Source organism: Sphingomonas sp. P3_C5, from assembly GCF_056402635.1.
Genome location: NZ_JBFUHA010000010.1, coordinates 18,879 through 31,072, shown reverse-complemented (window position 1 = coordinate 31,072; position 12,194 = coordinate 18,879). Strand labels below are relative to the sequence as shown.

The window sequence follows — 12,194 nt, the reverse complement described above, 5'->3', positions numbered from 1 at the left end:
AACGGTAACGCAACTTATTGCGCCATGCGGCGCCAATCGCAACCGCGCGCAGTTGACCAGCCGCCACTCACCGGCCCAGAGAATCTCAAACACTACAATCGCAAACACCATAGGAGAGCGATCATGGGCGAAGCACTGACCGGGCTGGAATTGCGGTCGACGGTTACCGACGGCAGCCTGAAGCTGGACCTGGTTGACGTCACGCTCGACGCGCCGGGGCCCGACGAGGTGATCGTCCAGGTCGAGGCCTCGCCGATCAACCCTTCCGATCTCGGCCTGTTGCTTGGGCCGGCCGACCTTTCGACCATGCAGGCCGGTGGCACCTCCGATCGCCCGACCCTTACCGTGAGCATTCCGCCACAGCGCATGGCGATGCTGGCGGCACGGCTCGGTCAATCGATGCCGGTCGGCAATGAAGGCGCCGGCACTGTGGTGCAGACGGGCGAGAATGCCGCGCATCTGCTTGGCCGCAAGGTCGGGATGATCGGCGGCGCCATGTACACCCAGTATCGCAAGCTCCGCGCAAGCGACTGCGTACCGCTCCCCGAAGGCGCGACCGCGGCGGACGGCGCCTCGATGTTCGTCAACCCGCTGACGGCGCTCGCCTTTACCGAGACGATGAAGGCCGAGGGCCACAAGGCGATCGTCCACACCGCCGCTGCCTCCAATCTCGGCCAGATGCTGAACAAGATCTGCCTCGCTGACGGCATCCCACTGGTGAACATCGTCCGCAGCGCCGAACAGGCCGCGATCCTGCGCGCCATCGGTGCGACCTATATCGTCGACAGCACTGCGCCCGATTTCATGGCGGCCCTCACCGATGCGATCGCCGAGACGGGCGCGACCATCGGGTTCGACGCGATCGGCGGCGGCAAGCTCGCCGGCCAGATCCTGAGCGCGATGGAAGTCGCCGCCAACCGCACCGCGGCGACCTATAGCCGTTACGGCTCGAGCGTTTTCAAGCAGGTCTATATCTACGGTGCGCTGGATTTCGGCCCGATCCTGCTCGATCGCAGCTTCGGCTTGTCATGGAGCGTCAGCGGCTGGCTGCTGACGCCGTTCCTGATGAAGGCCGGCGCTGAGGTAAACGCTCGCATGCGCCAGCGCGTCGTCGACGAACTGACCACGACCTTCGCCAGCCATTATACGGCAACGATCAGCCTGGCGGACACGCTCAGGCCGGACGTCGTTGCTGCGTATCAGCGCAAGACGACCGGCGAGAAATACCTGATCGACCCGAGCTTGTAGGCGGGGCGCCCGTCCTTCTCTTCCTCAGGCTCCGCCGAGAGCTGGAATCGAATTCGACCAAACCCAAACGTCACCCCGGACTTGTTCCGGGGTCCACTGCGCCGCAAACCAAGGCCTTGGTGAGTATGCGGCACCGTGGATGCCGGAACAGGTCCGGCATGACGGTAAAACATGTTTGAGAATGACGCTATAAGCAACGGATAAAGAACAAAAAGAAAGGGCGGCGCGCGGAATTCCGCGCGCCGCCCTCACGTCAGATCACTCCGACTTGTGCTTCTTCTTCTTGGTCGTGGTGGTCGTTGTCGTTGCCGACGTATCGGGCGTCGTCGCCGTGGTTGTGGCCGAGGCGTCGGGCGCTGGTGTGGCCGAAGCGTCCGGCGCTGGCGTTGAAGCGTCCGACGATGTGGTCCCGGCGGTCGTCGCCGTGTCCGGTGTGGTCGGGGCCGGAGCCGTGCTCGGGGGGACTGTCGTGGTAGTCGTGCTGCCCGGGGCCGTCTGTCCGGGCAGAGTGCTCGGTGTCGACTGAGCCGTTGCCGGGATGGCGAGTGCCAGCGCGCCGCCGGCGATGGCAACGGACAAGAGTCTAAATTGCATTTTCATTCCTCCGCTTGATAGGTCAGCGATCAACCCGATGATTAAAGCGGGGTTCCTCAACTTGCCGCACTGCAGCAACGGGTGTCGCCAGGCCGCACTTCGCGCGGGATGAATGTTCGGGATTTTGCCGATATTTACGGCGCTACCTATAGTCTGCGGCGTCCGAACCCTGACGGCGCGGGCGTAAATACGGGAGGCGGAGCAGAGCTGCGCACCGTGGAGGGACGGCGAGGTGCGAGGACCGGCGTACGGTCAATCTCGGGCCGGCGATCGGCTGGACCATCATAAGAGGAGCCGCCATACCAGTCGCCATTACCCGTGGGTGCGCTCGGCCAGAACAACAGGCATAGGCACAGGAGGATGTTGAAAAGCGCTCCAATCAGTGAGAGCCCCGGCACGAACGGCGAGAGGAGCGTGATGATTCCGAGCACGCCGATTGAGCCCGGAATCCAATATATCGGGTTCCAGCCCATGTCCCGGAACCGCTTGGCCTGGAAGGCCAGCCCGAACCAGAGATAGATCGGCAGGACGAGCCCAAGCAAAAGGATCATTAGCCCTCGCGGCATCGGTCCGTTTTCACCATGGCCGAGATGCGGCATGAAGCCGACCACGAGAGCGACCACCAGCATCGTCAACAGCAATCCGAGCGCCATGGAGGCGAGGAAATATTCCAGCCGGCCCATCCGGCCGCCAAAGCCCAATATATCGTGAAGCATGATTCCCTCCCCCCAACACATCTTGTTGCCACAGTGCGGGTTTATGCATTCGCGGCGAATAAGGTTAACGGCGCCAACAGGGATGGCCGCGCGCTCGGGGTAGTCCTGAAGCCATCGACCGTTGTGGAACCACGCCACACCCCGCTATATCCCATTGCATAAAGGGGAGGAATCGCATGGAAGCGCTGAAGCTGGCAGGCGTCGTCAAGCGCTTCGGTGACTTTACGGCGGTCGATGATCTGAGCTTCGCCGTCGCACCCGGCGAGGTGTTCGGCTTTCTCGGCGGGAACGGCGCGGGCAAGACCACGTCGCTGCGCATGGTGCTCGATATCCTGCGGCCCGATGCCGGCACCATATCGGTGATGGGCCGCCCGCCGGGACGTTCGGCGAGCCCGGATCTCGGCTTCCTGCCCGAAGAACGCGGCCTCTATCGCTCGATGACCGCGATCGACACGATCGTCTATCTTGGCCGCCTGAAGGGCATGGCCGCCGGCGCGGCCCGGCGCGAGGGCATGGCGCTGCTCGACCGGTTCGGCCTGTCCGCATTCGCCCGCACGTCGATCGAGAAGCTGTCCAAAGGCATGGCGCAGAAGGTCCAGCTGGCCACTGCGATCGTCAACAAGCCGAAGTTGCTGTTGCTCGACGAACCCTTTTCGGGGCTCGACCCGGTCAACCAGGCCTTGCTTGAGGAGATGATCCTGGATGCCGCCCGCGACGGAGCGGCGGTGGTCTTCTCCACCCATGTCATGCAGCATGCCGAGCGGCTGTGCGATCGCCTGCTGTTCCTCGCGCATGGGCGCAAGCAATTCGAAGGCACACAGGACGAGGCGCGCGCTGCCCTCCCCGTCCAGTTGACGCTTACCGCGAGCCGATCCCCCGCCACGCTCGAAGGCGTAGCCGAGGTGCGGGAGATCGGTGCTCGGGAAGATGGCTGGCGAGATTGGGAAGTCCGGCTCGATCCCGGCTGCGATCCGGGCCGGCTGCTTGAGCTATGCACCGCAAACGGCTTTCCGCTCCGCCGCTTCGAACAGCGCCGTGCGAGCATGCACGATGTTTTCCTGCATATCATCGGCGGCGCGGAGGTCCGGTCATGATCAAGCACATCCTGCTCGTCGCCGCGCGCGAATATCGCCAGATCGCCAGCACCCGCAGCTTCTGGCTGACCCTGCTGATCATCCCGCTCGCCTTCGCCGCGGGGCCGCTGTTGTCGCGGTTCGCTGATAAGCCGCATGAAGAGACCGTGATGTTGGTCGATCAGTCGGGGGGTGGTGTCGCGTCGGCGATCCGCCAACGGATCGAGATCGATTACCAGCGCCGGGTGATGGATGCGCTGGCGCATTATGTCGATCGGCACGCTCTTCAACGCGCTGCGCCCGATGCGCCCTGGGCGAGCAAGAGCCGCTGGTACAGCGACTCCGACGTGGCGTCGTTCATCGCCGCTGGCGGGCAAAAGGCTGCAATCCGGCGGATCTCCGCCGTCTCAAAATCCGATGCCGATGCGTTCGTCGCTCCCGCCCGGGATTACCGGATCGTCGAAACACCGGCGGCGATCGCCACCGCGCCGGCTGGTGCGATCGATGGACTGCTCCAGCCGTTGCTCCGCCCGGCCGACAAATCCGGCCATAAACCGATCGGCTATGTCATGCTGATCCCGCATGATTTCGGGACATCTCCTGTCGTGCGGCTCTGGGCGAACGGCGTGCCGCGCGCATCTTTCGTGACGACTTTGCAGGGCGTGCTCACCAGTCAGCTGCGGACCCGCTATCTGCTCGCCAATGGCGTCGCTGCGCCGACCGCAGCCGCAGCTGCGTCGCTCGCCCCCGCCATCGGGGTCACGACGCCGCCTGAAGGCAGCGGGCGCGAGCGTGTGGTGATCCGCTCGATCCTGCCGCTGATCAGCGCCTACATCCTGCTGATGTCGCTGGTCCTCTCGGGCAGCTGGATGTTGCAGGGCGCGATCGAGGAACGCAGCAACAAGCTGATCGAGACCGTGCTTGCCTGTATCACCCCGAACGAGCTGATGTACGGCAAGCTGGTCGGAACGGTCGCGATCGGGCTGTCGATGGTCGCGACCTGGGTGGTGTGTGGGCTGTTCGCCGCCTTTGCGACCCACGGCGCGATCGCCGACCTGATCAGGCCGGCGCTGGAGCCGGTTTCGACGCCAGGCAGCATTGCCGCGATCCTGTTCTTCTTCGTCGCCGGCTATCTGATGGTATCGATGATCTTCCTGGTGATCGGCACGATGAGCGATTCGATGCGCGAGGCTCAGGGCTTCCTGACGCCGGTGCTGCTGGTGATCATGCTGCCGGTGACACTGCTGGTGCAGGCGGTGCTCAGTGACACGGGTGGCCCAATCATCGAGGCGCTCACCTGGATCCCGCTCTACACGCCCTTCGCTGTGCTGGCGCGGCTCGGCTCGGGGATACCGACCTGGGAGATGCTTGGGTCTGGGGCAACGCTGCTGATCTTCATTGTCGTCGAGATTGTGGCGTTGGGGCGGATTTTCCGTGCCAGCCTTTTGTCTGGCGGCGGCCGGCCCAGCCTGGCGGAGTTGGCACGGCTGGTGCGCAGTCCGGGGTAGTAGCCCCTTCTTCTCCCCTCCCGCTTGCGGGAGGGGTCGGGGGTGGGCTGCCGGCTTCCATAAGCGGTCCGGCCAGCGGATAGCGCGAGCCCACCCCTACCCCTCCCGCAAGCGGGAGGGGATCGCTCCGGGCGCCCTCTTGCCCTTCAACCTCCAGCGCCAGTAACCTGACGTTGATCCGCCGCTGGTAGGAGCAAGCTACCATGGCGCACATGCTCAAGCTCTATCTGGTCCCAATCGGCATCGGTGCGTTCATCGCCTTGGCATTCCCCGCCATTGTGGTGATCGGGCTTTTCTTGATCATGCCGGGCCTGATCCTGGCGCTGCAGCGAGACTTTCCAGATCAGGCGCCCGGAAGCGCGCCGATCTGTTGCAGGAGGCCCATCATGTCGGGCTGCCCGAACTCCTCGATGATCTGTCCATTGACCCAGCGATAGAAATTCAACGCCGGGACCTCGATCTTGCGGCCGGTTGCCGGGGCGCCGAAGAAGCTGCCCTGATGGGTTCCACGCATGATGAAACGAGCCGCCACCGTGTCGCCCTCAGCGACCATCTGCTCGAGCGTCCATTGAATGTCGGGAAAACCGGAGCGCATCATCGCGATGATCGTCAGATAGCCTTGCGGGCCCGACATCGGCTCCGGCTGTCCCGGAACGTGGAAGACCGCACCGGGCGACACGAGCTCGTCGGCGAGCGTCGGGCTGGCGGTGTTGATGAATTCGAGGAAGCGCTCCATCGATGCCTTGTTTGCTTCGATACTCATATCGGTCCTTCCCTGTGGGGACTGGGCAGGCATCTCTACTGTCCTGCCTGCTTGCGGAAGACTAGCCCCTGTTCGTCATGTGATGCGGCAGGCTGTCGAGTCATGCCAGCGGGCTCTTCACCGCAAATGGGTGGCGACAGCGATTGCCGCGCCAACCGCGATCAGCGAGATGAAGACGAGCCAGGCCGAACAGCCTATGTCCTTAGAGAGCAAAACCGTTGCGGGCCCAATTCTGGTCGGATCGACGCCAGTCTCCCATGAGATGGCTTGCGCGAAGCGAGGCCAAACATCCTCCGATTCGCGCTGTTCCGGAGGGAGCGCTGACAGCAGCGCCGAATACACATCTCCGACTGTGCGCCAACTGCCAGCGCCGCTGACATCGAGGAGCACGCCGAACGTCTGTTCCACCTCCTCGATCGCGGCGATCTCGTCGCCGTCGCCACCCAGGCCGAGGCTCTCCAATATCGGTTCGACTTGGCTATCCATGCTTCATGATAGATCGAGCGGATGCCGGTGCCAATTTCTTGCAGTTCAGTGCGTTAGACCTTCATCCATCGAGACGGATCGGGGACGCGCCGGTGGGCGTCTCGACATCGAAGGTCCGGCAGCTGAATTGCCAGTAGATCATCACGCTCAAGGCAGCGGCGTAGAAGCACCAGACCGAGGCAAAGGCGTAGTCCTTGACCAGCTCGACGACCGACAGTCCGATGATGTTCAGCACGCCATAAACTCGGACGACGCGGTGCGACGACAGGATCAGGGCGCCACAGGTGGCGAGGATGAACAGCAGGGATACGGGCAAGCTGGCGGTCAGCGGATTGCGATATGCGACTGAATGATGGTCGATAAAGACACGGCTCGGATAGAAGATCAGCCCTGTCGCATCCCAAAGGCACACGAACGCGCCGATAGCGGTCAGGCTGAGGATGACGGCACGACGCCAACCGGGCGGCTCCATCAGCGCGACCGCCAATGGCATCAGAAAGGGCAGGATTCCCTGGGCATAGAGCGTGAACAGGAAGGAGAAATGATCAAGCCCGATCTTGCCGATCTGCCCGTCGAGGCCGAGCCAGACCATCCCTTCGGCGAATTGGTGGACGGCGAAGAGCATCGGCACCGAGGCGAAGAGCAGCGAACGCGGCTCGCGGACATGGCGGAGCGTCGCCACGCCGATCGTTCCGAGCACGCCTGCGGCGGTGAAGCTTGCGGTGGCCGAAAAACACATAGGGGTCTCCCGGCTAGGCAGCGGCGAGATCCTCTGTGCAGCGCTTCCGGCCGCATGGCCAGCAATCTTGGTGATAATGACCGTCGCACTGACCTGTGGTGAACGTGATTCAACACATGCTCGAACCGGCGCAATGGCGGCAGCAGGGGCGACTATCGTCCCGCCCCGCTCTTTCACATGACCGAAAAATTGATCGATCCGCTGGCCGCCATTCGCGTCGGTACGGCCAAGCTGGCTGTTCCTGGCTGTTCGGCGGTGGAAGCTGGCTGTTAGCTGGCTGTTATTTCCAACAGAGGAATGGAATGTATCTGTTTGTAAAACAACAATATAGTGTCAAATCGAGCTAAAATTAACAGCCAGCAAAAAATAATCCGAAAAAACAGCCAGGAACAGCCAGCTTTTTGCTACTCGCCCAGCTTGGCCACCAGCCCGGCCATTTCATACACCGTCGCCTGCGAATTTAGCGACGGCCCTCGCGATCGGCCTACGTCATAGCTGACAAGCGCTGTCCGTAGCTGCTCCCCATTTCGGGCTGGTTCCGCGCGCGCCGTCCAAGAACACCTCATAGCACAGCTGCGCTGCTTGGGGGCGAGCAATCACCGTCGCGGGCGATCGCGGCCATCGCGTTGTTGAACTCGCTGAGATTGCGCGGGGCAATTGATCACCTGAGGAGTTTTTCTCAAAGCGCTACAGACTTCGCTTTCGATTTTGAGCTAGTGATGAAATCCAGAGATAGAACCGAAGCGGTGTGTGTTTCGAAGGGTCCACCCTAACCTATTAAACCTTTCGCGCCCTAGTGTATTGCACTGGACCAGAAGATGTGCATGAAATGTCACATTGCTTCTTCGACAGGAAAACCGAAGAAGTGGGGGAACTAATAGTTTGATTGGCCACACCATGAGGCTGGCGGCAAAGCGAGTCCGCCTGGTTCGGCCTCCGCGTTAGCTGCTTGTGACCGTGCGCCTTTTGGGGGGATTTAATTGAGCAGAGATAGCGACCCATTGCTTCGCGCGTCGGTTACCTTTGCGCTTCATGTCCTAGTGGCCGGAGCGCTTTTCAGTCTCCTCGCCATCATGGGGGCAGGAATTTATATCGGTACTGGCGAGCTTGTGAGCTATTGGAATCTGCCTGCTATTTTGGGTATCCCGATGCGAGGCATCGAGCTCATGCTGATTTTGGCGGACGGCGTGTGCTTTACCTTCCTGGTAGGCATTGCTAGCTATCGCTTCTGTCGTCAGATATGGAAAGATCGAAAGGATCTGGATGATGACTAAACGAGTCCGAGCCACTCGAGCCACATCCGAATTCATCGCACAAGAGATTACCGACGCGGTGAGGACTTTCTTTACGCCAGTTGTTGCCACATATAGTTGGGCAAGGCGTGGACGAACCGAATCTTATATCGCCTGTTTTGCCGCACTTAGCGTGCTAGCAGCGCTATCGGTCCAAGCACAATTTCCAAATCGGTACGATTCGATAGGCGCGGTTAACGTGCAGGTTGCGGCTAAGAAGCAGTCATTTGCACCCTTGATGGGAACAAAAACTGCGCCGGTTGCTGGGGTGGCGAACGATACATGGACGACGGACGCGGCGTCTATCTCCGCGACAGCTCGCAATCTGCAAACTCTTCAGCACTCGCCTATACGTTTCAAAATCGTTCGAAGCGAGCCGCTTGCCACTTGGGGAGGAAAGGGGAGCGATACACGGGCAGCGCTAATCCTGTTGGCTGTTCTAGCCTATTCACCGCACGACCTTACAAAGTTGGATCAACGTCTGCAGCGTCTTGAGAATAGTTACGGGTACAGCTTCAAGATTCGCAAGGTAGAGGTTGCGAAAGCGCCCGGCGCACCTAGCCGGCAGCCGCGGCCAACACGAGGAGTCGCTGACGTTCACGTATCGACCGCTGGAGATTCCGTGAATGAAAATATGGCCTTGGCCATTCGCAGTGCCGCTCTCGATCAAGGCTCGCCAATCGAGATTGTAGACAAGAGTGCGATTAAAAGCGGTCCGATGTCGATAGCTGGTGATGATGAATCCCTACGTCATTATAAGCGTCTTACGGATTTACTTTTGCAACGCCAAGAAGGAGGCGACAGTCCGGGAGGCAGCGTAATAAAGACTGTAGAAATTAGGGCGGTAATGACTCCTGTTGGGCCAGTTAATACCGCTGGGAACCGCTAAAACCGCAAGGCGAATACGACGCCGCAGATTAAGTATAGTGAGCGTACGCTGCGCGGCCGTCCGTCCCGTCCCGCACTGTGTCTGCTGCCCCTCTCGCTAAGCCTCCGCCAGCTTGGCCACCAGCCCGGCCATCTCGTACACCGTCGCCTGTGAATCGAGCGACAGGCCGCGCGCGCTTGCCGCCAGCGATCGGGCTGCATCATAGCTGTCGAGCGCAGTTCGCAACCTTTCCCCCTGGCGGGCCGGCGCGGCGGCGGCGATGAAGGCGGGCGCGCGATCCAGGAACGCCTCGTAGCGCGGTTGCGCTGCCTTGGGGGCGAGCAGTTTGGCGAGCTTCGATCGCCGCGCATTGCCGGGGTCGCCATCACGGGCGATTGCCGCCATTGCCTCATCGAGCTTGGCGAGTTCAAGACCGGCAAAGCCAAGCGCGCGGCCGGGGGACCCCTGCCCTGCCTTTACCAGCGCCGCGATCTCGGCGGCGTCGCATTCGGGCAGCGCGTCGCGGAGCACGCCTGTCATCGCCGCATCATCGAGCGGATCGAAGCGCAGCAGCCGGCAGCGCGACCTGATCGTCGGCAGGAGACGGCCCGGCGCATGGCTGATCAGCAGGAAGATCGTGCCCGCCGGCGGCTCTTCGAGGTTCTTGAGCAAGGCGTTGGCGCCGCCCCGCTCGAGATCGTCGATCGCGTCGATCAGCACGACGCGGCGCGACGACATCGAGGGCGTCGTCATGAACATCGGCTGGAGCGCTCGGACCTGCGCGATCGGTATGCTCCGCGCGAGATCCACACCGGGCTTGTCGGCATCCTTTGGCTGGCGGGTCAGTTCGCGATAATCGGGGTGCGATCCGGCCGCGATCAGCGACCTTGTGCGGTCGCCTTCAGGCACGTCGAAGCCGGGCTGCAGCGTGCCCGGCGATGCACCCTCGGCGAGCAGCCTCAGGGCAGCCGCCCGCGCGAAGCTCGCCTTGCCCACCCCTTCGGGGCCGGCGAACAGCCAGGCATGGTGAAGCGCCCCGCTTTCCATTGCCGAAGCAAAGGCAGCATGCGCGGTCTCGTTGCCGACCGGCAGGCTCATGGCAGCAGATCGGCCAGCTCAGCCAGCAGCTTGCCCGTCACTGCTTCTGGCGATCCTGAGGCATCGATCAGCCGTACCCGCTCGGGCTCATGCTCGGCGAAGCGGCGAAAGGCGGCCGCGACGTCAGCATGGAAAGCATCGCCACGCGCCGCGAAGCGATCGGCCGCCGCCCCATCGCGGACCTCGGCCCGGGCGCGGCCCTGGTCGGCGGGCACTTCGAGCACGAAGGTCCGGTCAGGCAGTAGTCCGCGCGAACCGAAGGCGTGCAGCGCCAGCACTGCCGCATCGTCGATCCCGCCAGCCACGCCCTGATAGGCGCGGCTGGAGTCGATGAAGCGATCGCAGATCACCCAGGTCCCGGCACCGATCGCCGGCCGGATGCGCTTCTCGACATGGTCGGCGCGGGCGGCGGCGAACAGCAGCGCCTCGCTATGCGGGCTCCAGCGCGAGACTGAGCCTTGCATCAGCAGGCCCCGTATGGCCTCGGCGCCCTCGCTCCCGCCGGGTTCGCGGGTGACGAGCGTCTCCACGCCGCGCGCGGCCAGCGCTTCAGCCAGCCGGGTTGCCTGAGTCGATTTTCCGGCGCCCTCCCCGCCCTCGAGCGAGATGAACCTGCCGATCACCCGCCGAACAGGCCTTTGAGCCCGGCCCAGGCGCGCCCGAAAAAGCCGGCCTCGGCCACATCGGTCTCGGCAACCAGCGGCAGGATCTGCTTTGGCATGTCCGGGCTGATCACCTCGAGGTCGGCGATATGCTGGCCGGCCTTGATCGGGGCCTTGATCGGCCCGTTATAGACGACGCGGAGCTGCAGGTCGGGCGCGGCGCCCGCAGGCAGGGTCGCGGTCAGGTCGCTCGGCGCAACCAGCCCGACGCTGTTCGCGCTGCCGAGCTGGACCTCAGCCGTCTCGACCTTGCGGCCCTTGGAGACGATCGGCTTGGCCTGCCAGGCGCGGAAGCCCCAGTCCATGAACTTGATCGATTCCTCGGCGCGGTGATTATAGGTGTCGAGCCCCGCCAGCACCATCACCAGCCGACGCCCGTTCTGGATCGCCGAGCCGGTAAAGCCATAGCCCGCTTCATCGGTATGCCCGGTCTTGAGGCCATCGGCGCCGGCGACATGACCAAGCAGGGGATCGCGATTGGCCTGAGTGATGTCCTCCCCAGCACCGAGCGTCTTGCCCCAGGTGAAGTGCGGCAGCGAATAATAGCGCTTGTAGAGGTCCGGATAGTCGCGGATTGTCGCCTGGGCGAGCTTGGCCAGATCGCGCGCCGTCACATAGGTCACGCCATTGTCGGGCCAACCGTTCGAATTGCCGAAATGGCTGTTGGTCAGGCCGATCTTCGCCGCCTGCTGGTTCATCAGGCTCGCGAAGCCCTGCTCGGTGCCGGAAATGCCCTCGGCGAGCACGACGCAGGCGTCATTGCCCGAAAGCGTGACGATTCCCTTCAGCAGATTGTCGACGCTCACCTTCTCACCGGTTGAGAGGAACATCGTCGAACCCGCTTTGGGGCCGTGCCATTGCTGCCAGGTCTCGGGCCGCACGTCGAACAGCTGGTTCGCCTTGATCTGCCCGCTCTTGAGCAGGCCGAAGGCGACATAGACCGTCATCATCTTCGCCATCGAGGCGGGCGGCATGCGGCGATCCGGATCCTTGGAATAGAGCACCGCGCCCGATGACATATCGATCATATAGGCGATCGGCGCCGGCGTCTGGAAATCGGGAGCTGCGGCGGCAGCTGGCCATGATGCGACGATCGCAAGGGCGGAGGCGGCGAGGAGTTTCTTCATGTCACGAATCCGTACGCTTG

At 62.8% G+C, this 12,194-nt stretch carries 12 protein-coding genes; 4 read left to right on the top strand and 8 right to left on the bottom strand.

Annotated elements, in window-relative coordinates; translation table 11 throughout:
* Window positions 1-123: 123 nt before the first annotated feature.
* Window positions 124-1,248 (top strand): zinc-binding dehydrogenase, encoded by a 1,125-nt coding sequence (locus tag AC1DVS_RS21355; protein WP_478026181.1) that lies wholly within the window; start codon window positions 124-126, stop codon window positions 1,246-1,248.
* Between the two features lie 258 nt (window positions 1,249-1,506).
* On the opposite strand, the gene AC1DVS_RS21350 is transcribed toward AC1DVS_RS21355, so the two are convergent.
* Entirely contained in the window at window positions 1,507-1,842 is a 336-nt protein-coding gene (locus tag AC1DVS_RS21350; RefSeq protein WP_478026179.1) for a hypothetical protein, read from the bottom strand.
* A 146-nt stretch (window positions 1,843-1,988) separates the two neighbouring features.
* The gene (locus AC1DVS_RS21345; protein WP_478026177.1) at window positions 1,989-2,558 is read right to left on the bottom strand and encodes a DUF805 domain-containing protein; all 570 of its coding nucleotides are present in this window, start codon (window positions 2,556-2,558) and stop codon (window positions 1,989-1,991) included.
* 176 nt (window positions 2,559-2,734) lie between these two features.
* On the opposite strand from AC1DVS_RS21345, the gene AC1DVS_RS21340 reads away from it, so the two are divergent.
* Window positions 2,735-3,652, top strand: a complete 918-nt coding sequence (locus tag AC1DVS_RS21340; RefSeq protein WP_478026175.1) for an ABC transporter ATP-binding protein — start codon at window positions 2,735-2,737, stop codon at window positions 3,650-3,652.
* The gene (locus AC1DVS_RS21335) at window positions 3,649-5,139 is read left to right on the top strand and encodes an ABC transporter permease (RefSeq protein WP_478026173.1); all 1,491 of its coding nucleotides are present in this window, start codon (window positions 3,649-3,651) and stop codon (window positions 5,137-5,139) included. The genes AC1DVS_RS21340 and AC1DVS_RS21335 overlap by 4 nt, the downstream gene beginning before the upstream one ends.
* Before the next feature lie 343 nt (window positions 5,140-5,482).
* Here AC1DVS_RS21335 and AC1DVS_RS21330 read toward each other — a convergent pair whose 3' ends face one another.
* The 3 genes from AC1DVS_RS21330 to AC1DVS_RS21320 form a co-directional block, all read right to left on the bottom strand.
* Window positions 5,483-5,902: an ester cyclase gene (locus tag AC1DVS_RS21330; RefSeq protein WP_478026171.1), complete on the bottom strand. Its 420-nt coding sequence runs from the start codon at window positions 5,900-5,902 to the stop codon at window positions 5,483-5,485.
* Between the two features lie 117 nt (window positions 5,903-6,019).
* The gene (locus tag AC1DVS_RS21325) at window positions 6,020-6,388 is read right to left on the bottom strand and encodes a hypothetical protein (protein WP_478026169.1); all 369 of its coding nucleotides are present in this window, start codon (window positions 6,386-6,388) and stop codon (window positions 6,020-6,022) included.
* A gap of 61 nt (window positions 6,389-6,449) precedes the next feature.
* A complete protein-coding gene (locus tag AC1DVS_RS21320) occupies window positions 6,450-7,127 on the bottom strand; it encodes a DUF6629 family protein (protein WP_478026168.1) in 678 nt (225 codons plus the stop codon).
* A gap of 980 nt (window positions 7,128-8,107) precedes the next feature.
* Between AC1DVS_RS21320 and AC1DVS_RS21315 the strand changes: the two genes are divergently transcribed.
* Window positions 8,108-8,401: a hypothetical protein gene (locus tag AC1DVS_RS21315; RefSeq protein ID WP_478026166.1), complete on the top strand. Its 294-nt coding sequence runs from the start codon at window positions 8,108-8,110 to the stop codon at window positions 8,399-8,401.
* A 1,003-nt stretch (window positions 8,402-9,404) separates the two neighbouring features.
* On the opposite strand, the gene AC1DVS_RS21310 is transcribed toward AC1DVS_RS21315, so the two are convergent.
* The 3 genes from AC1DVS_RS21310 to AC1DVS_RS21300 are packed head-to-tail and all read right to left on the bottom strand — an operon-like array spanning window position 9,405 to window position 12,174.
* The gene (locus AC1DVS_RS21310) at window positions 9,405-10,385 is read right to left on the bottom strand and encodes an AAA family ATPase (RefSeq protein ID WP_478026165.1); all 981 of its coding nucleotides are present in this window, start codon (window positions 10,383-10,385) and stop codon (window positions 9,405-9,407) included.
* Window positions 10,382-11,008, bottom strand: a complete 627-nt coding sequence (tmk, locus tag AC1DVS_RS21305; protein ID WP_478026163.1) for a dTMP kinase — start codon at window positions 11,006-11,008, stop codon at window positions 10,382-10,384. The genes AC1DVS_RS21310 and tmk overlap by 4 nt, the downstream gene beginning before the upstream one ends.
* Window positions 11,005-12,174, bottom strand: coding sequence for a D-alanyl-D-alanine carboxypeptidase family protein (locus tag AC1DVS_RS21300; protein ID WP_478026161.1), 1,170 nt, complete (start codon window positions 12,172-12,174; stop codon window positions 11,005-11,007). Before AC1DVS_RS21300 ends, tmk begins: the two co-directional genes overlap by 4 nt.
* Window positions 12,175-12,194: the final 20 nt, after the last annotated feature.